Annotated in this window: 20 protein-coding genes; 5 read left to right on the forward strand and 15 right to left on the reverse strand. The window is 63.1% G+C overall.

What is annotated here, in order from left to right:
- Nucleotides 1-51: 51 nt before the first annotated feature.
- From trpC to AC58X1_RS16875, 12 genes are all read right to left on the reverse strand, one after another.
- Nucleotides 52-888 carry an indole-3-glycerol phosphate synthase TrpC gene (gene trpC / locus AC58X1_RS16820; RefSeq protein WP_150571179.1) on the reverse strand — a complete coding sequence of 279 codons (837 nt, stop codon included), beginning with the start codon at nt 886-888 and terminating at the stop codon, nt 52-54.
- On the reverse strand, nt 885-1,934 hold the full coding sequence (gene trpD / locus AC58X1_RS16825; protein ID WP_150571178.1) for an anthranilate phosphoribosyltransferase: 1,050 nt from the start codon (nt 1,932-1,934) through the stop codon (nt 885-887). The genes trpC and trpD overlap by 4 nt, the downstream gene beginning before the upstream one ends.
- Before the next feature lie 10 nt (nt 1,935-1,944).
- Nucleotides 1,945-2,538, reverse strand: a complete 594-nt coding sequence (locus AC58X1_RS16830; protein ID WP_103435182.1) for an aminodeoxychorismate/anthranilate synthase component II — start codon at nt 2,536-2,538, stop codon at nt 1,945-1,947.
- 145 nt (nt 2,539-2,683) lie between these two features.
- Nucleotides 2,684-4,165, reverse strand: a complete 1,482-nt coding sequence (gene trpE, locus AC58X1_RS16835; RefSeq protein WP_101322373.1) for an anthranilate synthase component I — start codon at nt 4,163-4,165, stop codon at nt 2,684-2,686.
- 69 nt (nt 4,166-4,234) lie between these two features.
- Nucleotides 4,235-5,053, reverse strand: a complete 819-nt coding sequence (locus AC58X1_RS16840; RefSeq protein WP_150571177.1) for a phosphoglycolate phosphatase — start codon at nt 5,051-5,053, stop codon at nt 4,235-4,237.
- A complete protein-coding gene (gene rpe / locus AC58X1_RS16845; protein ID WP_150571176.1) occupies nt 5,050-5,724 on the reverse strand; it encodes a ribulose-phosphate 3-epimerase in 675 nt (224 codons plus the stop codon). The genes AC58X1_RS16840 and rpe overlap by 4 nt, the downstream gene beginning before the upstream one ends.
- 123 nt (nt 5,725-5,847) lie before the next feature.
- Nucleotides 5,848-6,675, reverse strand: coding sequence for an ABC transporter permease (locus AC58X1_RS16850; RefSeq protein WP_101322376.1), 828 nt, complete (start codon nt 6,673-6,675; stop codon nt 5,848-5,850).
- A gap of 11 nt (nt 6,676-6,686) precedes the next feature.
- The gene (locus AC58X1_RS16855) at nt 6,687-7,934 is read right to left on the reverse strand and encodes an ABC transporter permease (RefSeq protein ID WP_497429187.1); all 1,248 of its coding nucleotides are present in this window, start codon (nt 7,932-7,934) and stop codon (nt 6,687-6,689) included.
- A gap of 63 nt (nt 7,935-7,997) precedes the next feature.
- Nucleotides 7,998-9,035, reverse strand: a complete 1,038-nt coding sequence (locus AC58X1_RS16860) for an ABC transporter substrate-binding protein (protein ID WP_220632652.1) — start codon at nt 9,033-9,035, stop codon at nt 7,998-8,000.
- Nucleotides 9,036-9,075: 40 nt separating this feature from the next.
- Nucleotides 9,076-10,200 (reverse strand): ABC transporter ATP-binding protein, encoded by a 1,125-nt coding sequence (locus AC58X1_RS16865; RefSeq protein ID WP_101322379.1) that lies wholly within the window; start codon nt 10,198-10,200, stop codon nt 9,076-9,078.
- 282 nt (nt 10,201-10,482) lie between these two features.
- A complete protein-coding gene (locus tag AC58X1_RS16870) occupies nt 10,483-11,112 on the reverse strand; it encodes a response regulator (protein ID WP_497429188.1) in 630 nt (209 codons plus the stop codon).
- Nucleotides 11,113-11,121: 9 nt separating this feature from the next.
- Entirely contained in the window at nt 11,122-13,509 is a 2,388-nt protein-coding gene (locus AC58X1_RS16875) for a PAS domain-containing sensor histidine kinase (protein ID WP_312389784.1), read from the reverse strand.
- A 95-nt stretch (nt 13,510-13,604) separates the two neighbouring features.
- Between AC58X1_RS16875 and AC58X1_RS16880 the strand changes: the two genes are divergently transcribed.
- Nucleotides 13,605-14,600 (forward strand): alpha/beta hydrolase family protein, encoded by a 996-nt coding sequence (locus AC58X1_RS16880; protein WP_150571173.1) that lies wholly within the window; start codon nt 13,605-13,607, stop codon nt 14,598-14,600.
- Nucleotides 14,601-14,613: 13 nt separating this feature from the next.
- Here the strand turns inward: AC58X1_RS16880 and AC58X1_RS16885 are convergent, their stop codons facing one another.
- From AC58X1_RS16885 to AC58X1_RS16895, 3 genes are read right to left on the reverse strand one after another with little or no spacing between them, the layout of a single operon-like run.
- Entirely contained in the window at nt 14,614-15,378 is a 765-nt protein-coding gene (locus tag AC58X1_RS16885) for a TerB family tellurite resistance protein (RefSeq protein ID WP_101322383.1), read from the reverse strand.
- 1 nt (nt 15,379) lies between these two features.
- Nucleotides 15,380-16,051, reverse strand: coding sequence for an N-acetylmuramate alpha-1-phosphate uridylyltransferase MurU (gene murU / locus AC58X1_RS16890; protein WP_497429189.1), 672 nt, complete (start codon nt 16,049-16,051; stop codon nt 15,380-15,382).
- Nucleotides 16,048-17,061: an aminoglycoside phosphotransferase family protein gene (locus tag AC58X1_RS16895; protein WP_497429190.1), complete on the reverse strand. Its 1,014-nt coding sequence runs from the start codon at nt 17,059-17,061 to the stop codon at nt 16,048-16,050. Before AC58X1_RS16895 ends, murU begins: the two co-directional genes overlap by 4 nt.
- A gap of 130 nt (nt 17,062-17,191) precedes the next feature.
- Between AC58X1_RS16895 and AC58X1_RS16900 the strand changes: the two genes are divergently transcribed.
- The 4 genes from AC58X1_RS16900 to rsmA are packed head-to-tail and all read left to right on the forward strand — an operon-like array spanning nt 17,192 to nt 23,091.
- Entirely contained in the window at nt 17,192-20,005 is a 2,814-nt protein-coding gene (locus AC58X1_RS16900; RefSeq protein WP_497429191.1) for an LPS-assembly protein LptD, read from the forward strand.
- Nucleotides 19,986-21,305, forward strand: a complete 1,320-nt coding sequence (gene surA, locus AC58X1_RS16905; RefSeq protein ID WP_101322387.1) for a peptidylprolyl isomerase SurA — start codon at nt 19,986-19,988, stop codon at nt 21,303-21,305. The genes AC58X1_RS16900 and surA overlap by 20 nt, the downstream gene beginning before the upstream one ends.
- The gene (gene pdxA, locus AC58X1_RS16910) at nt 21,302-22,291 is read left to right on the forward strand and encodes a 4-hydroxythreonine-4-phosphate dehydrogenase PdxA (protein WP_497429192.1); all 990 of its coding nucleotides are present in this window, start codon (nt 21,302-21,304) and stop codon (nt 22,289-22,291) included. The genes surA and pdxA overlap by 4 nt, the downstream gene beginning before the upstream one ends.
- A complete protein-coding gene (gene rsmA / locus AC58X1_RS16915) occupies nt 22,288-23,091 on the forward strand; it encodes a 16S rRNA (adenine(1518)-N(6)/adenine(1519)-N(6))-dimethyltransferase RsmA (RefSeq protein ID WP_101322389.1) in 804 nt (267 codons plus the stop codon). Before pdxA ends, rsmA begins: the two co-directional genes overlap by 4 nt.
- Nucleotides 23,092-23,151: the final 60 nt, after the last annotated feature.

Below are 23,151 nucleotides of genomic sequence, written 5' to 3' on the forward strand. Positions count from 1 at the left end.
TAGCCACCACGTAGAAACAACGAAGCCGGCAATGGCCGGCTTCAAGGTCAATCAGTCCAGTTCCTGAACCACGTTCTGTACCGGCCGCTGCGGGAAGAACAGCCGCTGCAATTCCTGCCCCGGTTGCTCTGCGCGCATGAACGCTTCGCCAACCAGGAACGAGTACACCCCGTTGATTTCCATCAGCTCGACATCGGCCCGGTTGAAGATCCCGCTCTCGGTGATCGCCAGGCGCTCGCGCGGAATCCGCGGCAGCAGATCGAGGGTGGTTTCCAGGCTGACGTCAAAGGTATGCAGGTTACGGTTGTTGACCCCGACCAGTGGTGTGTCGAGGGTGTTCAAGGCCCGCTCCAGCTCGTCGCCGTCATGCACTTCGACTAGCACATCCAGGCCGACCGACTTGGCCACAGCGGCCAGTTCGGCCATGCGCACATCATCCAGCGCAGAGACGATCAGCAGCACGCAATCGGCACCCAACGCACGGGCTTCGACGATCTGGTACGGATCGATCATGAAGTCCTTGCGGATCACCGGCAGCGTGCAGGCCGCGCGGGCCTGCTGCAGGTAGGCATCGGCGCCCTGGAAATAGTCGATATCGGTCAGCACCGACAGGCAGGTCGCGCCGCCCTTCTCGTAACTGACGGCGATGTCGGCCGGGACGAAGTTTTCGCGGATCACGCCCTTGCTCGGTGAGGCCTTCTTGATTTCGGCAATCACCGCGGGCTGCTTGCGTCTGGCCTGCTCGATCAACGCATTGGCAAAGCCACGCGGCGCATCAGCAGCCTTGGCCAGTTGCTCGAGCTCGGCCAGGCTGACCCGGGCACGGCGCTCGGCGACTTCCTCGACCTTGCGGGCGAGGATGTTTTCCAGCACGGTCGGCACGCTCATGCTTCGTTCTCCTGCTTGAATACGGCGGTAAAGGCGCCCAGTTCCTGGAGTTTTTCCCAGGCCAGGCCGGTGTGCAATACATCGCTGGCAAGCTCTACGCCCTGCGCCAGGGTCATTGCATGGTCTGCTGCGTACAGTGCGGCGCCCGCATTGAGCACGATCATCTCGGCAGCCTTCTGGCCGTTTTCGGTCTTGCGCCGGCCCAAGGCATCGCGGATCAGTTCATACGAGGCCTGCGGGTTTTCCACCGCCAGGCCATGCAGGCTCTGGCTCTTCATGCCGAGGTCTTCGGGCTCGACCCAATACTCGCTGATCTCACCTTTTTTCAGCTCGGCAACAAAGGTCGGCGCTGCCAGGCTGAACTCATCCAGGCCATCCTTGGAGTGCACCACCAGCACGTGCTTGCTGCCCAGACGCTGCAGCACCTCGGCCAGCGGCCGGCACAACGCCTGAGAAAACACGCCGACCACCTGGTGTTTCACCCCGGCCGGATTCGTAAGCGGGCCGAGCATGTTGAACAGGGTACGCAGGCCCAGCTCGCGACGTGGGCCAGCGGCGTACTTCATGGCTTTGTGATGGCTCTGCGCGAACATGAAGCCGATGCCCAGGCTGTCGATGCAGCGGGCAACCTGCACTGGCGTCAGGTTCAGGTAGATCCCGGCCGCCTCGAGCAGGTCGGCACTGCCGCTTTTGCCCGAGACTGCGCGGTTGCCATGTTTGGCCACCTTGCAGCCCGCTGCGGCGAGTACAAACGACGCTGCCGTGGACACGTTGAAGATGTTCGCACCGTCACCGCCAGTACCGACCACGTCGACCACGCCGTCGAGGCTTTCCAGCTCGACCTTGTCTGCCAGCTCACGCATCACCGAGACCGCGCCGACGATTTCGTCGATGCTCTCGCTCTTCATGCGCATGCCCATGAGGAAGGCACCGATCTGCGCCTCGCTGCACTGGCCGGTCATGATCTGGCGCATGACGTCGCTCATTTCTGCAGTCGACAGGTCCAGGTGGCCAACGATACGGCTCAATGCGCTTTTGATATCCATGCTCGAATCCTTAACGGCGGCCGCCGGTCTGCTTGAGGAAGTTGGCGAACAGCTCGTGGCCCTGCTCGGTAAGAATCGACTCGGGGTGGAACTGCACCCCTTCGATGTTCAAGGTCTTGTGACGCAGGCCCATGATTTCATCCACAGAGCCATCGTCGTGAGCAGTCCAGGCGGTCACCTCGAGGCACTCGGGCAGGGTCTCGCGCTTGACCACCAACGAATGGTAGCGGGTCACCGTGAGTGGATTGTTCAGTTCGGCAAACACGCCCAGGTCGCGATGATGGACCGGGCTGGTCTTGCCGTGCATCACCTGGCGAGCGCGGACTACATCGCCGCCAAAGGCCTGGCCGATCGACTGGTGGCCAAGGCAAACGCCAAGAATCGGCAGCTTGCCGGCAAAATGCAGAATGGCCTCGATCGACACGCCGGCTTCGCTCGGGGTGCACGGGCCAGGTGAAACCACGATGCGCTCGGGGTTGAGTGCTTCGATCTGGGCGATGGTCATCTCGTCATTGCGGATGACCTTGACCTCAGCCCCCAACTCGCCAAAGTACTGGACGACGTTGTAGGTGAAGGAGTCATAGTTGTCGATCATCAGTAACATGTGCGGCAAACCTCTAGAAGACTGACTTCTGATTCGGACCTTGCGCTTGCGCCTCCAGGCGCGGGTCATCCCGCACGGGGCGCTGGGTCAAGCACAAGGCAGGCAGATGGAGCGAGGCCGCGTGGCGGCCAGCCAACTCAACACATCAACGCGACGGGGTCTGTTCCGCCAGGGCTACGGCGCGGAACATCGCGCGGCGCTTGTTGATGGTTTCTTCCCACTCCAGTGCAGGCACCGAATCAGCAACGATACCGCCACCGGCCTGAACATGCAGTTCGCCATCCTTGATCACCGCGGTACGAATGGCGATCGCGGTGTCCATGTTGCCGTTCCAGGCAAAGTAACCGACTGCGCCGCCATACACGCCACGCTTGACCGGCTCGAGCTCGTCGATGATTTCCATGGCACGGATCTTCGGCGCGCCGGACAAGGTCCCGGCCGGCAGGATCGCCCGCAGTGCATCCATTGCAGTCAAGCCCTCGGCCAATTGGCCGGTGACGTTGGAGACGATGTGCATGACGTTGGAATAGCGCTCGATCACCATCTTCTCGGTCAGGCGCACGCTGCCGGTTGCCGACACCCGGCCGACATCGTTGCGGCCCAGATCGATCAGCATCAGGTGCTCGGCAATTTCCTTGGCGTCGGACAGCAGGTCGTCTTCCAGCGCGCGGTCGGCTTCTTCGTTGGCACCGCGTGGGCGGGTGCCGGCGATTGGGCGCACGGTGACCAGGTTGTCTTCGACCCGCACCAGCACTTCCGGCGAACTGCCGACGACATGGAAGTCACCGAAGTTGAAGAAGTACATATAAGGCGTCGGGTTGAAGCAGCGCAGCGCGCGATAAAGGTCGATGGGCGCGGCCTTGAAGTCGATCGACATGCGCTGCGACGGCACCACCTGCATGCAGTCGCCGGCGAGGATGTACTCCTTGACCGTATCGACTGCGCGCTCGTAATCGTCCTGGGTGAAGCTTGAACGGAATGCCGGTTCGGCAGCCATCGGCCCGCTCAGGTCAAGGCCGCGACGTGGCGTGATCGGCTCGCGCAGCTTGGCCAGCAGCGCCTGCAGGCGCGCCTGGCCCTGTTCGAGGGCGTCTTCGGCAGACGGGTCGACCAGCACGATCGCGTGCATCTTGCCGGCCAGGTTGTCGAACACCACTACTGCGTCCGAGACCATCAGCAGAATGTCCGGCACACCCAGTGGGTCCGGGTTCGGGCAGGCGCCCAGGCGTTTTTCCACATAACGCACGCAGTCGTAACCGAAGTAGCCGACCAGGCCGCCATTGAAGCGCGGCAGGCCGGCGATATCGGCAACCTTGTAACGCTCTTTGAACGCTTCGACGAAAGCCAGCGGGTCTTCCACCTCGTGGCTTTCTACCTCGACACCGTCTTCAAGGATGCTCACCTGATAGCCGTGTACGCGCAGCACCGTGCGCGATGGCAGGCCGATCATCGAGTAACGGCCCCACTTCTCGCCGCCCTGAACGGATTCGAGCAGATACGAGTTGGCCTGATCAGCCAGTTTCAGGTAGATCGACAGCGGCGTGTCGAAGTCGGCCAGGGTTTCGCAGGCCAAAGGAATGCGGTTGTAGCCAGCAGCGGCCAGACGCAGGAATTCTTCGCGGGTCATGAGTAGCCTCGGAGCAAGAGCAATGGGGTCAGGCAAACGGACGGGCCGGCAGCTGCCGGCGAGCAGAAGTCAGGCGCGCCAACGCCAACGGGCCAGGGCCTTGATGACTTTCATCCAGTATTTGCCGATAACCGCCACGATGGACTCTCTGTCTTTGGAGGCTGGAAGGTCGGCCAACGTTATCCCAGTGTCGGTGACTACGCAACCAGGCAACAGGATGCGTAGATCACTGATCACCAGGCTGGGCGATTCTTCCTCGATTGGCCGGCCGTGGTTGTAGCCATAGCTGAGGCCCACCGACTGCACCCCGGCGGCTTTGGCAGCGAGCACATCGCTGCGCGAATCGCCGACGAACACCGCCTGCGCCGGGCTGACCCCGGCCATTTTCATCACGAACAGCAGCGCCGCCGGGTCAGGTTTTTTCTGTGGCAGGGTGTCGCCGCCAATGATCCAGCGGAAATAGCGACCGATCTTCATCTGATCCAGCAGCGGCGCGACAAAACGCTCCGGCTTGTTGGTGATCAGCGCCATCTCCACGCCTTGCTTGTGCAGCCAGCGCAAGGTGTCGCGCACGCCAGGGTAGACCACGGTGAGCTCATGGCTCTCGGCATAGGCTTCCATGAACAGGGACAGGCCCTGCTCGGCCAGCGCGTCGTCGACCGTGCCGTGGTCAAGGCCTCCCGCCAGTGCCCGGCGCACCAGTACCGGTGCGCCATTGCCGACCCAGTGGCGAACCGCCTCAAGGCCGGCCGGCGGGCGACCGAGTTCGAGCAGCATGCGGTCTACCGCTGCGGCCAGGTCAGGGACAGAATCGATCAGCGTGCCATCCAGATCGAACATCACCAACTTGGGCAGCGTCCCCGGGAACAGCTGCTCGAAGCCGCTCATGGGCGGGCCAGGGCCATTTCGGCGCGCATCTTGGCGATCACTTCCTGGTAATCCGGCGCATTGAAGATTGCCGAGCCGGCGACAAAGGTGTCGGCGCCAGCAGCGGTGATCTCGCGGATATTGTTGACGTTGACGCCGCCGTCGATCTCCAGGCGAATGTCACGCCCGCTGGCATCGATCAGCGCGCGTGCTTCACGCAGCTTGTCGAGGGTGCCAGGGATGAACTTCTGCCCGCCGAAGCCTGGGTTGACGCTCATCAGCAAGATCATGTCGACCTTGTCCATCACGTACTTCAAGGTCTCCAGACCGGCAGCCGGGTTGAACACCAGGCCCGCCTTGCAGCCGCCGTCACGGATCAACTGCAGCGAGCGGTCGACGTGCGTGGTCGCGTCCGGGTGGAAGGTGATGTAGGTAGCGCCGGCTTCGATGAAGTCTCCGATGATGCGGTCGACCGGGCTGACCATCAGGTGCACATCGATCGGCGCGGTGACGCCATATTTGCGCAGTGCGCTGCACACCATCGGGCCGATGGTCAGGTTGGGGACATAGTGGTTGTCCATGACATCGAAGTGGACGATGTCGGCGCCGGCGGCCAGTACTTTGTCGACGTCTTCACCCAGGCGGGCGAAATCGGCAGAAAGAATGGACGGGGCAATAGCGTAGGGCTGCATGGCGCACCTGTAGGCAGAAATCACGGTGGCGCGCATTGTACCTCAGCCCCGCGGGATGGGGGCTGATTGGTGTCAATCCTGCTGCAGCGCGCCAGCCCGAGGGTGGGGGCTGGCGCCAGCAGGCTATTCTGGCTGTTGCGTACGCAGTTTTTCGCTGCGCCCACGCAGCCATTCCAGGGTCAGCAACAGCACCACCGAGAAAGCGATGAGCAAGGTCGCTGCCGCAGCGATGGTCGGGCTCAGGTTCTCGCGAATACCGCTGAACATCTGCCGCGGCAGGGTTGCCTGTTCAGGCCCGGCGAGAAATAGCGTGACTACCACTTCATCGAACGAGGTAGCGAAGGCAAACAATGCCCCCGAGATCACCCCAGGGGCAATCAGCGGCAAGGTCACCCGACGGAACGCGGTCAGCGGCGAGGCACCGAGGCTGGCCGCGGCCCGCACCAGGTTGTAGTTGAAGCCCTGCAGGGTGGCCGATACGGTGATGATCACAAACGGTACGCCCAGCACGGCGTGCACCAGGATCAACGAGATGAAGCTGTTGCCCAAGCCCAGCGGGGCAAAGAACAAATAGCTCGCGACACCGATGATCACCACTGGCACCACCATCGGCGAGATCACCAGGGCCATCACCAACGACTTGCCGGGGAAGTCGCCGCGGGTCAGGCCAATCGCGGCCAGGGTGCCGAACACCATTGCCAGCACAGTCGCCGCAGGGGCGACGATGATGCTGTTGCGCAGGGCGCGCATCCACTCGGCCGAAGCGAAGAAGTCCTGATACCAGTGCAGCGAAAAGCCCTGCAGCGGGTACACCAGAAAGCTGCCGCTGTTGAACGACAGCGGGATGATCACCAGTATCGGCAGCACCAGGAACAACAGGATCAGGCCGCAGAGGATCCGCAGGCTGTAGAACCACACCCGCTCGATGGGTGACATATAGGGGCTCAGCATGACAAGGCTCCTCAGCTCAGACGCAGGCGGCTGGCGCCGACCAGCCAGCTATAGATCAGGTACAGCAGCACGGTTGCCAGCAGCAACAGCCCGCCCAGTGCGGTGGCCATGCCCCAGTTGATGCTGGTATTGGTGTAGAAGGCCACGAAGTAGCTGACCATTTGATCGTTCGGGCTGCCGAGCAGCGCCGGGGTGATGTAGTAGCCGATCGCCAGAATGAACACCAGCAGGCAACCTGCGCCAATACCTGCGTAGGTCTGCGGGAAGTACACCCGCCAGAAACTGGCGAACGGATGGCAGCCCAGCGAAATCGCTGCGCGCATATAGCTCGGCGAGATGCCCTTCATGACGCTGTACAACGGCAGGATCATGAATGGCAGGAGGATATGCACCATCGAGATGTACACCCCGGTGCGGTTGAATACCAATTCCAACGGTTCGTCGATGATACCCATCGCCATCAGCGCACTGTTGATCAACCCGCCCGACTGCAACAGCACGATCCAGGCAGCCACCCGCACCAGAATCGAGGTCCAGAACGGCAACAGCACGAGAATCATCAACAGGTTGCTCTGCCGGGTTGGCAGGTTGGCCAGCAGATAGGCCAACGGGTAAGCCAGCAGCAGGCAGATCACGGTGATGACCACACCCATCCACAGGGTGCGGGTGAAGATATCCAGGTAGATCGCCTGGTCCGGCGTGGCCTTGGCTATCTCACCGAGATCATCGATGCGGTGATCGACCGAGGCCAGCAGGTAATAGGGGGTGACGGTGCTGGTATTGCGGCGGATCGCCTGCCAGTAGGCAGGATCGCCCCAACGCTCATCCAGGTTTTGCAGTGCTTCTTTATAGGAAGCCGGTTCGCTCGCGAACGGCAGCGCCCGGGCAGTCTTCGACAACAGGCTGCGGTAACCGGCCAGCTCCATGTTCAAGCGTTTGGACAGGTCACCGAGGGTCTGATTCTTGCGCGCCTCGGCCAGGTCCTGGCTCAGCGCCTGATATGCCGGTTCGCCAGGCAGGCTCTTGCCATCCCACTGCTGTACCGCCTCGACGGTGCGCGGCAGGCCGGCGACCACCTCGGGGTTGGCCACGCTCTTGAACAACAGCGCCGCAATCGGCACCAGGAACACCAGCAGAAGAAACAGCGCCAGCGGCGCAATCAACGCCTGGGCCTTCCAGCGGTTGACCCGCTCGGCATGCTTGAGGCGCTGTTTGAGGCTTTTACCTGCGCCTTCGTTCAGGGGCACTGCAATGGCCATGGCGAACTCCGAAAATCTGGAAAACGGGGAGCGCCGGAGATACCCGGCGCTCCGAGGGCGCAGTTACTTCTTCGCCGCCCAGGCGTTGAAGCGTTGCTCCAGCTGCTCGCTGTTGTCAGCCCAGAAGGCCACGTCGATCTGTACCTGGTTGGCGATGTTTTCAGGCGTGGTCGGCATGTCTTTCTTCACGTCATCCGCCAGCAGCGCGACCGCCTTGGAATTGGCCGGACCGTAGGCGATGTTTTGCGAGTAGGTCTTCTGCTGCTCGGGCGCAACGCTGAAGGCGATGAAGTCCTTCGCCTCTTTGCTGTTCTTCGCGCCTTTAGGAATGGCCCAGGCGTCAAAGTCATAGATGCCGCCGTTCCATACCACCTTGAGGTTGCTTTCTTTCTGCACGGCAGCGATGCGACCGTTGTAGGCCGAGCTCATCACTACGTCGCCAGAGGCAAGGTACTGCGGCGGCTGGGCGCCGGCTTCCCACCACTGAATGCTCGGTTTGAGCTGATCGAGCTTTTTGAAGGCGCGATCCTGACCGGCTTTGGTCGCCAGTTCCTTGTAGACGTCCTTGGGCGCAACACCGTCGGCCATCAACGCGAACTCGAGGGTGTACTTGGCACCTTTGCGCAGGCCGCGCTTGCCCGGGAACTGCTTGGTGTCCCAGAAATCAGCCCAGCTGGTTGGTGCGGTCTTGAGCTTGTCGGCGTTGTAGGCCAGCACCGTGGACCAGACGAAGAAGCCGACACCGCACGGCTGAATAGCGCCCTTGACGTAGTCCGCCTCGTCACCGAACTGAGCGGGATCGATTTCCTCGAACAGGCCCTCGTCGCAACCACGGGCTAGCTCCGGCGATTCGACTTCGACCAGGTTCCACGACACGCTCTTGGTATCGACCATGGCTTTGACCTTGGCCATTTCACCGTTGTACTCACCGGCGACGATCTTGCCCTTGCCGGCCTTTTCCCACGGCTCGTAGAAGGCTTTGACCTGGGCGGCCTTGTTGGCTCCACCGAACGACACCACGGTCAGGTCTGCGGCGGCCATGGCCTGGCTGGCGGCGAACAGGCCGAGGGCCACGGCGGTCAGTTTCAACTGCTTGCGCATTATTATTCTCTCCACAGTACAGGGTTGGTTAAGCGAACCTTCAATGGGCTTCGGCAATCGGATCGAGCGCGCGGGCGTGTTCGACTTCCCAGCCCAGCGGTACCACATCGCCCACGGCCAGGGCCGGGTCGAGTTCGGCAATCGGCTGCTTCACGAAGAAGTCGCCCTTGCCGCAGACTTCCAGACGCACCCGTACGTGGTCGCCCAGATAGATGAACTCGGCCACGCGGCCGGAGAATCGGTTGGCGCAGTGCTCGCTGTGGCCATTGAGGCGGACCCGCTCGGGGCGGATCGACAAGGTCACCGGATCGCCCGCCTGGCCGACATTCACCGCTAACGCCTCGACCTTCTCGCCCCGCGCCAGCTGCACCTGGCAGCGCTCGCCATTGCGCGCCAGCAAGGTGCCGCTGAGGCGGTTGTTTTCACCGATGAAGTTGGCGACGAAGGTATTGCGCGGCTCTTCATAGAGGGTGCGCGGGTCGGCGATCTGCTGAATTTCGCCCTGATGGAACACTGCCACCCGATCAGACATGGTCAGTGCTTCGCTCTGGTCGTGGGTGACGTAGACCACGGTCACGCCCAGGCGCTGGTGAATGTGCTTGATCTCCATCTGCATGTGCTCACGCAGTTGTTTGTCCAGCGCCCCGAGCGGTTCGTCCATCAGCACCAGCTGCGGCTCGAAAACCAGAGCACGAGCCAATGCCACCCGCTGCTGCTGGCCGCCGGAGAGCTGACCGGGGTAGCGCTGGGCGAAGGCGTCGAGCTGGACCATGCCGAGCACGCGCTTGACCCGCTCGCTGATGTCGGTCTTGCTCAGGTTGCGCACGCTCAGGGGGAAGGCAAGGTTCTCGGCGACGGTCATGTGCGGGAACAATGCGTAGTTCTGGAACACCATGCCGATATCGCGCTTATGCGGTGGCACGTTGTTGATCGAGCGCCCACCGAGGAGGATTTCGCCGGCGGTGGGGGTTTCAAAACCGGCCAGCATCATCAGGCTGGTGGTCTTGCCCGAGCCGGACGGGCCGAGCAAGGTCAGGAACTCGCCCTTGCGGATGTCCAGATTGAGGTCTTTGACGATCAACGACTCGCCGTCGTAGCTCTTCTGCACACCACGGAAACTGACCAGCGTGTCGCCGCTGGCAGTGTTCGAATTCGCCTCGCTCATGCCTGCACCTTTTTGTTGGATGACTGCGTGAGAGAAGCTTAGACAAGGCGCAAGTGCCGGCAAATCGGGGCCGCTGAGAGAATGCCATCATCCCCTTGGAAGATTGCCTGTAGGGATCGCCCTACACGGATGGCGTTATCAGATCGGCGTTTCGGTAGCTGTGCGACTGCGCCAGGGAGGTCGCGAGTAGCAGGCAGCCGCGTCCTTGAGCCCGCCACGTGCCGCATGCGCTGCTCGCAGTGTCAGGTGCGCGGATGACCGCCGACGTCGTCGGCAGAACAGTCACACCAGCTTGTGCTCCATGGCGTACTTCACCAGCTCGGCCAGTGAATTGACCTTGAGTTTCTGCATCAGCCGCGCTTTATGGGTGCTGATAGTCTTGCTCGACAAGGCCAACTGCAGCGCGATGTCATTGACGTTGGCGCCCTGGGCCAGGCGCTCGAACACCGAAAACTCGCGTTCCGACAGCAGCGTATGCAGCGGCCTGGTGTCGGTCAGGCCGACCTCGAACACCATGCGGTCAGCCAGCGCCGGGTCAATATAGCGCCCTCCTCCCGCCACTCGGCGGATGGCCGTCAACAACAGCGCCGGGTCGCTGTCCTTGGTCGCGTAGCCGGCGGCGCCGGCCTTCAACGCCCGCGCAGCCATTTGCGCCTCGTCATGCATCGACAGCATGAGAATTGCCGGCGGGTTGTTCAGTGCGCGGATGCGCGGGATCGCCTCTAGGCCACTGACCCCCGGCATGGAGATATCCAGCAAGACCACTTCGCACGGGGTATGGCGCAACGCATCCAGCAACTGCTCGCCATTGCCCGCCTCGGCCACCACATGCATGTCCTTGGCCAGGCCGATCAGTTGCTTGATGCCCTCGCGGACAATGGTGTGGTCTTCTGCCACCAGCACTCGAATCACGCTTGTCTCCTAATCCAGAGGGATACTGACGCTCAGGCTGCTGCCCTCGCCGGGTTCACTGTCCAGGGTCATGCTGCCGCCCAGCATCAATACCCGCTCACGCATACCGACCAGGCCAAACGAAGTCGGCCTAGGTTGATCGGGGCAAAAACCGACACCGTCATCGATCACGCTCAGGCGCAGGGTACCGCCGGTGCGCAGCAGCTCGATCTGCACGGTGTGCGCCTGGGCATGGCGCATCACGTTGGTCAGCGCCTCCTGCAGAATCCGAAACAGCCCGGTGGCCTTGGCATCACTCAATGCTGGCAGATTATCCGGCACCTGCACCAGACACGGTATCTGCGTGCGCGCTTCGAAGCGGCGCGCCTGCCATTCAATCGCCGAGGCGATGCCGGCATCAAGGATCGGCGGGCGCAGGGCGGTGGCGACATCACGCACCAGCTGGAACAACTGCGCGATCAAGCGCTTCATGCTCGCCAGGCGCTCGTGCAGGCCGGGGTCGAGCTCGGCATAGGCCAGCTCGCACATCGACACTTCGAGCTTGAGCACGGTCAGCATCTGCCCGAGTTCATCATGCACTTCGCGGGCGATGCGGGCCTTTTCTTCTTCGCGCACGCTCTCAAGGTGGGCAGACAACTCGCGCAACTGCCCCTCGGAACGGGCCAGGGCCAGCTCGGCGCGTTTGCTCTGGCTGATGTCCCAGACCACGCCATCCCAGACCACGCGCCCGTCGGCCAGGCGCCGGGTACTGGCCTTGATATCAGCCCAGCGCTGCTCGCCCTGGCGGGTGACGATGCGCCCCTGCCACGACCAGTCCTGATTGTTGGCCAGGGCCAGGTCCTGGACCCGGTGATAATCACTGCGATCATCCGGATGGACCAGGTTGCGCAAGCCCATCTGCGGATGCTGGATGGCTGCCGGAGTGTAGCCAACCAGGGCTTCGCTACCCTCGCTGATATACGGGAATTCAAGCTCGCCGGCAGCAGGGTTGCGTTCGAGCCGAAACACCAGCCCCGGTACGTTGCCGGCAATGCCCTTGAGCTGCGCTTCGCTTTCGCGCAGGGCCGCCACGGTGCGCCGGCGCTCGGTGACATCGGTGAGGAACATCACCAGGTATTCGGCATCGCGAAAGCGCAGAAAACTCAGCGACAGATCGACCGGCAACACGCTGCCATCGGCACACCGGCACTGACTCTCGAATTGCTCGGCGCCACCGTTGCCAGCCCGCACCCGGCGCCACAGCTCCAGCCAACGGTCCATGTCCAGGTTGGGCTCGAAGTCACGCAGCGGCCGGTCCAGCAGTTGCCCTTCGGCGTAGCCAAGCATGCCCTCGGCCGCGTGGTTGGCGTAGCGCACATGGCTGTCCCAGTTGATCCAGAGGATACCAACGGTGCTGTGGTCGATGGAAAACTGGCTCAGGCGCAGTGCCTGCTCGCGGCCGTGGCGCTCGGCCAACGCTTCGCGCGCCTGCAACAAGCTGCGTTCCAGCTGGCGCTGCTCACGGCGCTGCCACAACAAGGTGGCGATGGCACACAGCAACAGCAGCCCGAACAACAGCGCCAGGTTCTGCCAGAAACCCGCGCTCTCGCTCAGGCGCGGGTACTTGGGCTGCAGCCAGCGCTGGTGCAATTGCTCCAGCTGCTTGGCCGGCATCGCCTGCAGCCCGCGCTCGAGCACATCGGCCAACAGCGGCCAGTCACGCCGCGAACCGATCCGCAGCAGTTGCGGCAAGCCGATGTCACCGACCACGACGAGATCGCTGAACTCGCCTTCGCGCGACAGGCGGCTGAGCTGCGCTTCGTCGACCACCGCAAAGCTCGCCTGCGCACCGAGCAGGGCTTGCAGCGCCTGCCGCTCGTTGGGCACGCCTTGCAGGTTGAGGTGGGTGTAGTTGCTGCGCAGGTAATCGGCCAGCGGGCTGGGCATGCGCACCACTACCCGTTCACTCGACTCAAGCTTCTCCAGTTCGACCGCCACCGCGCCGCTGCGCGGCCCGACCACCAGCTGCGGCACGCGCATGTACGGGTCGCTGAACAGCCACAGGCGCAGGCTGGCCGGGGTCTGGGTCAGGCCTGGGGCGAAGTCGATCTCACCAGCCTTGAGGGCGTGCTCAAGCGCTGCCTGGTCAGCGAAATTGCGCCAGGTCAGGTCCAGTCCGAGCGCCTGCGCCAGCCAGCTGACCAGTTCGACGTTGGCCCCATACAGCTGCTGCAGGCGCCGGTCGAACTGCGCATAAGGCGCCTGCAGCACCAGGCCCACACGCAGGCTGCGGTGCTCCTCCAGCCATTGTTGCTGAACCGGCTCCAGCGCCACCGTCGGCACCGCAGCGGGCCGTGCCAGGGCGATCAAGGGCAGGCACAGGCAGCCGATAACCAACAGGCGACGCATTCGCTTCATCTATACGCTCGACTTGGCAAGCGCGACCACCAGCCGTGGCCGTCGCGGACAAATACTATTAGGCTGCCGGTATCATTCTGGCTTTGGGTTGATTCATGTTGACACTTTATCGCACGCAGCTGGCAATGATCTGCCTCAGCTCACTCCTGCCGCTGGCAGCCCAGGCGGCCGCTGCCGAACCTGCCGCTCCGGCCGATGCAGCCGCCGCGCCGATTGTGCGCCCGGGGTTGCTCGAACGCAGCCAGGAAGACGCGCAAGCACTCGAACGACGCGTGCCCAAGGCCGAGCAGCAGATGCTGCAGGCCGGCAGCGACAGCTTTCTGGCCCTGTGGAAGCCGGCCAACGACAGTAACCCGCAAGGCGCGCTGATCATCCTCCCCGGCGCCGGCGAGAACGCCGACTGGCCCAATACGGTCGGCCCGCTACGCAGTAAATTCCCCGATGCCGGCTGGCACAGTCTGAGCATCAGCCTGCCTGACCTGCTTGCCGACAGTCCGCAGGCGCGGGTCGAGGCAACACCAGCGGCGCCCGCCGAGAAAGCCAACGGCGAGGTTGCCGCCGTGCAGGACACCCCGGTCGATGCCAACGCCAATGTCGCCCAGGCCACCGCAGCCGACCCCGACACCGCGCAGAGCACCGATGCGGTCGACGCCAGCGAACAGAACGATCAGGCCGACGCCGAGCGTATCTTCGCCCGCCTGGACGCTGCCGTGGCCTACGCCCAAAGCCAGAAAGCGCGCAGCATCGTCCTGCTCGGCAACGGCAGTGGCGCCTACTGGGCAGCGCGTTACCTCAGCGAAAAGCAGCCGCCGCAGGTGCAGAAACTGGTGATGGTGGCGGCGCAGACGCCGGCGCGGGTCGAGCATGATCTGCTCAGCCTGACGCCCACGCTGAAGGTGCCGGTTGCCGACCTGTATTTCGCCACCCGCAGCGCAGACCAGCGCGCCGCGCAGTTACGCCTGCAGGCCAGCAAGCGTCAGCCAGGCAGCCAGTATCGGCAGCTGTCGCTGATCGCCATGCCCGGCAACAAGGCAGCAGAGCAGGAGCAACTGTTCCGCCGCGTGCGAGGCTGGCTCAGCCCGCAGGAATAAATCCTGGCCGTGGCTACAAACCGCGGCGCTTGCGCACCAGTGCGTAGGCCTGGTGCAGCTCGCGGGTGGTCTCGGTTGCCTGGCGCACCTGCGCCTCGCTGGCGCCGTTGCCAACCAGTTTGTCCGGGTGATGGCGGCTGAGCAGCCGCCGGTAGGCCTGCTTGACCTGATCGGCCTCGGTATCGGCGGCTACGCCGAGCAAACGCAGCGCGCCTGCGTAGGTCAGGGTGCTGCCCTCGACCCCGGTTTTACGCGGCTCGTACTCAAGCGAAAGCGCCTGCGCCTCGCGCCGGCTCAGGCCCAGCTGTTGCCCCCAGGCCAGCACCAGATCACGCTCATTGGCGCCGGCCCGGCCATCGGCCCAGACCATCCGCCAACACGCGCGCAAGGTGCCTTCGGCAGCGTGCGGCTGTTGCTTGATGCGTTGCAGGTGATGGCTGAAGCGATCCTTGCCAGCCTTGCCGCGATTGAACGCGGCAATCGCCCGCAACCGCGCCGGCTCGGCCAGCGCCAAGCGGGCCATCTCCTGACGCGCCTGCTGAATATGCCCAGGCGCCACCCGGCCGTCGCTTTTGGCCAAACGCCCGAGCAACACAAACAACAGCTCATCATCACGCAACGGCGGGCGCCCGCTCAGGCGCTCGCGACAGTCCGCCCAACCCTGCAGACGCAAACGCCGGTCCATGGCCTGACCCAGCAAGGCTCCCAGCAGTGCACCAGGAATACTGGCCACTGCAAAGCCTGCCCCGGCACCAATCACTGTGCTCGGCCACCACATGTCAGGCGCGCTCGCCGATCAGGCGCTCGACTTCGGCGAGCCGCTCGAGCGTACCGACATCGACCCAATGGCCCTGATGGTACTCGCCGCTGACCTGGCCCTGCGCCATCGCTGCACGCAGCAGCGGCGCAAGCTTGAACGCGCCCGCCTGGCAACCGGTGAACAACGCTGGGTCCAGTACCGACACCCCACTGAAAGTCAGCGTGCCTGGAGTATCGTCGCCATCGATCACCCGCTCACCTTGCAGGCGGAAATCGCCACGGCCGTGGTGCCCGGGGTTATCCACCAGCACCAGATGCGCCAACGCCTTGCTCGGCGCGCGCAAACGGCTGAAGTCGAAATCGGTCCAGACATCGCCGTTGACCAGAATGAACGGCGCATCACCGAGCAGCGGCAGCCCCTTGAAGATACCGCCACCGGTTTCCAATGGCTCGCCCTCGGCCGAGTAGCGAATGCTCAGGCCGAACTGGCTGCCATCGCCGAGGTGGTCTTCGATCTGCTGGCCGAGCCACGCATGATTGATCACCACCTCGGTCACACCGGCAGCCGCCAGCGCGCGCAGGTGATACTCGATCAACGGCTGACCAGCGACCGGCACCAGCGGTTTCGGGGTGTGCAGGGTCAGCGGGCGCATGCGCTCGCCCTTGCCTGCGGCCAGAATCATCGCCTTCATCGGCCCGCCTGCAGTTGCGCAATCAAGCTACCCAGTTCTGCCAGCTCCGGCCGGCGCGCGATCACTTCGTCTATATAAGCAAAGAAGCGTGGTACGTCGCTGAGGTAGCGCGGCTTGCCGTCGCGGTGGCAGATGCGCGCGAAAATACCGATGACCTTGAGGTGGCGCTGCACGCCCATCAGGTCACTGGCGCGGTGGAACGCCTCGAACTCAGCCTGCACCGGGATGCCGGCAACCCGCGCCTTCTCCCAGTAATCACCCAACCAGCCTTCAACCCGCGCTTGCGGCCAACTGAGGAAGGCGTCCTTGAACAGGCAGGTGATGTCATAGGTAACCGGGCCATAGACCGCATCCTGAAAATCCAGCACGCCCGGGTTGGGCGCACTGTGCATCAGGTTGCGCGGCATGTAGTCGCGGTGCACCAGCACTTTTGGCTGGGCCAGCGCGCTGTCGATCAACAGCTGGCTGACACGCTGCCAGCTGGCCTGCTGCTCGGCACTCAGGCTGACGCCCAGCTCGCGGCCCACATACCACTCAGGGAACAGCTCAAGCTCGCGGCGCAGCAAGGCGTCGTCGTAGCTCGGCAGCGCTGCGTCCAACGGCAGCCGCTGCAAGGCCAGCAGGGCGTCGATGGCGTCGGCGAACAGGCCGTCGGCGTTGTCCGGGTTAATGATGTCGAGGTATGTCTGGTGGCCCAGATCACCCAGCAGGAGGAAGCCCCTCGCCAGGTCTTGCGCATGAATGGTCGGCACGTGCACGCCGGCACTGGCCAACAAATGATCGATGGCAACGAACGGCGCGCAATTTTCCTGCGGCGGCGGCGCATCCATGACCACGAAACTGCGCTCGCCGGCCTGCCAGCGGAAGTAGCGGCGGAAGCTCGCGTCACTGCTGGCGGCGGTCAGCGTGCCTGCTGGCAGGTCGCCCCAGCCGTTGCGTTGAAACAGGTTGAGCAGTTGTTCCTGGAGCCAGGCCTGGAGCAGTTCTAGACGAAGATCGTGTTCGGGCATTACAAGGGTCTCCGACGGCCCTAGCCGTCAAGCGGGTCATGCTTTATTATCCAGCATCTTTTTCAGACCATCGAGAGGCGTGCGGCCCCACACGCGGGCAGATGGCACGCAGGAAGCCCGGACTAATAAGATGGCATTGAAATCCCCCACGTTTCGTAGAAAGTTTCCGTTGCTGGTAACAGGCAGTTTGCTGGTACTGCAACCACTGGCCACCTCGTACGTGGTGGCAGCCGAGCAGTTTGACTGCCAAGTGTCCGCCTCCGGTGGTTGGGACTGCAAGCCCAAGACGCCAGCCAACAGCCTGCCACCACGCCCTGTGCATGATGGCGCGGCGCTCAGTTCGACCGGCGAAGGTAAGGCTGAACAAGCCACCGTCGACGGCGAACCCGCGCCAATGCTGGTTACCGAGAGCAAGGGCCGCGGCCTGAAAACGCGCAGCGAAGACTACAGTCACCTCGACTGGGTCCCGCGCGACAAGCTCACGGCTGCCCAACTGGCCGAGACCGGTCCGTACTGCGCCGGTGCCTACATCGAGCCGACCCGCCCTGGCATGGATGACACCACGCCCAAGGACGAGTCGCCGACCTACATCAACGCCAAGGTCTCCAAGTACCAGCAGGAGCAGCAGATCGCTACCCTCGCCGGTGACGTGGTCATGCGCCAGGGCAGCATGCAGGTCGAGGCTGATGAAGCCAACCTCTACCAGGCCGAAAACCGTGGCGAGCTCAAGGGCAACGTCAAGATCCGAGACAACGGGTCGCTGGTAGTCGGTGATGCCGGGCAGATCCAGCTCGACACCGGTGAAGCCCAGGTCGACAACGCCGAATACGTGATGCACAAATCGCGCATTCGCGGTAACGCCCTGTACGCCAAACGCGCCGAAAACGCCATCATTCGCCTCAAGGACGGTACCTATACCACCTGTGAGCCGAACAGCAACGCCTGGCAGCTGAAGGGTAACAACATTACCTTGAACCCGGCCACGGGCTTCGGTACTGCGACCAACGTCACCCTGCGGGTCAAGGATTTCCCGGTGTTCTACACACCGTACATCTATTTCCCGATCGATGACCGTCGCCAGTCCGGCTTCCTGCCGCCGTCGTTCAGCTCCAGCAGCGACACCGGCTTCATGCTGGTCACGCCGTACTACTTCAACCTGGCGCCGAACTACGACGCCACGTTGTACCCGCGCTACATGACCAAGCGCGGCTTGCTCATGGAAGGCGAATTCCGCTACCTGACCAAGTCCAGCGAAGGTCAGTTCGGCGGCGCGTACCTGAACGACGAAAGCAACGATCGCGAGAAGCAGACCGACTATCAGAAAGATCGCTACATGATCAACTGGCAGCACCGCGGTGGCCTCGATGATCGCCTGATGGCGGAAGTCGACTACACCAAGATCAGCGATCCGTTCTACTTCCAGGATCTGGAATCCGATCAGATCGGCATCAAGACTTCGGACGTGGTCAACCAGCAAGGCGCCCTTACCTACCGTGGTGACAGCTACGTAGCTCGCTTGAACGCACAGGCGTATGAAATGGCCACCATTTCGCGCATTACGCCGTACGACAAGCTGCCGCAGCTGACGCTGGACGGAATGCTGCCGTACCACCCTGGCGGTCTGGAGTTCACCTATCAGTCCGAGGCGGTGCGCTTCGATCGTGACCTGAAAAACGATTTCGTGCGGGACAAGGACGGCAACCCGGACTTCTCCGCAGGTGACGCAGGTCGTCGCCTCGATCAGAACGTGTTCGGTCTGGACCGTGCCAACGGCACCCGCCTCAACTTCGCGCCGGCTGTCAGCCTGCCGATGGAGGCCAGCTACGGCTACGTAAAACCGACGCTCAAGTACGTGTACACCCGCTACAATCTGGATCTAGATGGTGAAGGGAAGGCTGACCTGGCCGGTGCTGATGCTGCAACGCGCAACCTGCGTGGCGAGTTCTCGAGCAGCCAGGACCGCAACGTACCGGTCTTCAGTGTCGACAGCGGCCTGTACTTCGACCGCAACACCCAATGGTTCGGCAAGGACTACCGTCAGACCCTCGAGCCGCGCCTGTTCTACCTCTACGTTCCGTACGAAGATCAGAAAGACATTCCGGTGTTCGACACCAACGAGAGTTACTTCAGCTACTCCTCGCTGTTCCGCGACAACCGCTTCAGCGGCTCGGATCGGATTGGCGACGAGAACAAGCTGTCGCTCGGTGTCACCAACCGCTGGATCCAAGAAAACGGCTTCGAGCGTCAACGCGTAAGCGTGGGTCAGGCGGTGTACTTTGCCGATCGCAAGGTGCAGATGCCTGGCATTGACTGGCGTAGCCGAGACTACGCCCAGGCGAACGTATCGCCTTACGCACTGGAGTACATGTTCGCCTTCAACCGCGACTGGCGCCTGAATGCCGACTACAACTGGGACCCGGACTCTCACAGCCCACGCTCGGGCAGCGCGATGTTCCACTACCAGCCTGAAGACAATCCGAACAAGATCATCAACGTTGGCTACCGCTATCGTAACGATCTTGTCCGCTACGACTCGCTGACCGGCACCTGGCAGACAGGTGGCGACTACGGCACCCGCGGGCAACCGAACTACATCAAGGATTACTACAAGATCCAGCAGCACGACTTCTCGGTTATCTGGCCGATCGTGCCGCAGTGGAACGCGATCGCTCGCTGGCAGCATGACTACAACCAGAACCGCACCTTGGAAGCCATGGGCGGCTTCGAGTACGACAACTGCTGCTGGAAGCTGCGCCTGATCAACCGTTACTGGCTCGATTACGACGAGTTCAGCCAGGCAGCTCCGCAGAACGAAAAAGGCGACCACGGCATCTTCCTGCAAATCGTCCTGAAAGGGCTCGGTGGCGTCGTGGGCAACAAGGTCGAATCTTTCCTCGACCAAGGCATTCAAGGTTATCGTACTCGTGAAGACCAAGCTTATTGATCGTCTGCGCCCGCTGATGCTGGGCGCCGCACTGCTGACCGGCGTGGCGCATGCTGCGCCACAACCGCTGGACAGCGTGGTGGCCATTGTCGACAACGACGTGGTCATGAAGAGCCAACTGGACCAACGTGTACGCGAGGTCGAGCAGACCATCGCCAAGCGTGGCGGCGGCATGCCGCCAAAAGGCGCGCTGGACCAGCAAGTACTGGAGCGCCTGATCGTCGAAAACCTGCAATTGCAGATTGGCGAACGCTCGGGCATCCGCATCACCGACGAGGAGCTGAACCAGGCCATCGGCACCATTGCCCAGCGCAATGGCATGTCGCTGGAGCAGTTCCAGGCAGCGCTGCGTCGTGACGGCCTGTCGTTCGACGATGCTCGCGAGCAGGTCAAGCGCGAGATGATCATCAGCCGCGTGCGCCAGCGCCGGGTTGCCGAGCGGATTCAGGTGTCCGAGCAGGAAGTGAAAAACTTCCTCGCCTCTGACCAGGGCAAGATGCAGCTGTCGGAAGAGTTCCACCTCTCCAACATCCTCATCCCGACCCCGGAAGGCGCCAACTCGGCAGCGATCCAGGCGGCCGCTCAGCAAGCCGGCCAGGTCTACCAGCAGCTCAAGCAAGGCGCCGATTTCGCGCAGATGGCCATCGCCCGTTCGGCCAGCGAAAACGCCCTCGAAGGCGGCGACATGGGCTGGCGTAAAGCCGGTCAACTGCCACCTGAGTTCGCCAAGATGCTCAGCGGGCTCAGCAACGGCGAGATCGCTCAGCCGATTCGCATCCCCAATGGCTTCCTCATTCTGAAAATGGAAGAGAAGCGTGGTGGCAGCGAAAACGTCCTGCGCGATGAAGTGCACGTGCGCCATATCCTGATCAAGCCAAGCGAGATCCGCAGCGACGCGGCCACCGAGCAACTGGCCGAGAAGCTCTACGAGCGGATCAAGAACGGTGAAGACTTCGCCACCCTGGCCAAGAGCTTCTCGGAAGACCCGGGCTCGGCGCTCAACGGCGGCGACCTCAATTGGGTCGACCCGAACAGCCTGGTGCCTGAGTTCCGCGAAGAAATGGCCCGCGCCCAACAGGGTGAAGTGACCCGTCCGTTCCGTACCCAGTACGGCTGGCATGTGCTTGAAGTCATGGGCCGCCGCGCCACTGACAGCACCGACCAGGCCCGTGAACAGCAAGCCCTGAGCGTGCTGCGCAACCGTAAATACGACGAAGAGCTGCAAACCTGGCTGCGCCAGATCCGCGACGAAGCCTACGTTGAGATCAAGCTGCCTGGCGCCGACCAGGCCGCCCAGTGAAGCCCCTGCGCTTCGCCGTTACTCCCGGCGAGCCGGCCGGCATAGGTCCCGACCTGTGCCTGCTGCTCGCCAGCGAAGCCCAGCCCCACCCCCTGATTGCCATCACCAGCCGTGACCTGCTCGCCGAGCGGGCCACTCAGCTGGGGTTGGCTGTCGACCTGCTGACAGTCGCGCCGGGCAACTGGCCCGAGCAGCCAGCACCGGCCGGCAGCCTGTATGTCTGGGATACACCGCTGGCGACAGCGGCTGTGGCCGGCCAGCTCGATCAGGCCAACGCCGCATTCGTGCTGCAGACCCTGACCCGCGCGGGCAACGGCTGCCTTGATGGCAGCTTTGCCGGGATGATCACCGCGCCGGTGCACAAGGGTGTGATCAACGAGAGCGGTATCCCATTTTCCGGACATACCGAGTTTCTCGCCGAACTGACTCACACCGCACAAGTGGTGATGATGCTCGCCACCGGCGACCTGCGCGTTGCCCTGGTAACCACCCATCTGCCGCTGCGCGAGATTGCCGACGCAATCACCGCTGAACGCCTCGAGCGGGTCACGCGCATCCTGCATGCCGACCTGCGCGACAAGTTTGGCATCGCCAACCCGCGCATCCTGGTCTGCGGGCTCAACCCGCATGCCGGCGAAGGCGGCCACCTGGGCCGCGAAGAAATCGACATCATCAAGCCTGCACTGCAGCGCCTGCGCAACGAAGGCATGGACCTGCGCGGCCCGCTGCCGGCCGATACCCTGTTTACCCCAAAATATCTGCAGCACTGCGACGCGGTGCTGGCGATGTACCACGACCAAGGCCTGCCTGTACTCAAGTACAAGGGCTTTGGCGCAGCGGTCAACGTCACCCTGGGCTTGCCGATCATCCGCACCTCGGTCGATCACGGCACCGCCCTGGACCTCGCCGGCAGCGGCCAGGTCGACACCGGCAGCCTGCGCGTCGCGCTACACACCGCCTATCAGATGGCCGAGAACCGCACATGAACGAGCAATACCAACACCGCGCGCGCAAGCGCTTCGGCCAGAACTTCCTGCATGACGCCGGCGTAATCCACCGCATCCTGCGTGCCATCCATGCCAAGCCCGGCGAGCACCTGCTGGAAATCGGCCCAGGCCAGGGCGCCCTCACCGAAGGCCTGCTGAGCAGCGGCGCGCAACTGGACGTCGTCGAGCTGGACAAGGACCTGGTGCCGATCCTGCAACACAAGTTCGCCGGCAACGACAATTTCCGTCTACATCAAGGCGATGCGCTGAAGTTCGACTTCAACCAGCTGGGTGTTCCTGCCGGCAGCCTGAAAGTAGTCGGTAACCTGCCGTACAACATCTCTACGCCGCTGATCTTCCACCTGCTCAGCCACGCCGGGCTGATCCGCGACATGCACTTCATGCTGCAAAAGGAAGTGGTCGAGCGCATGGCCGCAGGGCCTGGCGGCGGCGATTGGGGCCGGCTGTCGATCATGGTGCAGTACCACTGCCGGGTCGAACACCTGTTCAACGTCGGCCCTGGCGCGTTCAACCCGCCGCCGAAGGTCGACTCGGCGATCGTGCGCCTGGTCCCGCATGAAGTCCTGCCGCACCCGGCCAAGGATCACCTGCTGCTCGAGCGCGTCGTGCGCGAAGCCTTCAACCAGCGCCGCAAGACCCTGCGCAACACGCTCAAGGCCTTGCTCAGCAATGAACAGATCGAAGCCGCCGGCGTCGATGGCAGCCTGCGCCCCGAGCAGCTCGACCTGGCTGCGTTCGTGCGTCTGGCTGACAAGCTGGCCGAACAGAGCGCCGCGTAACAACGATACCGGCCTGGCCTGGGTGCAGCCATTTGCGCCCAGGCCACCCCCCCCCTGAAG

The organism is Pseudomonas sp. PGPR N4, assembly GCF_059693665.1.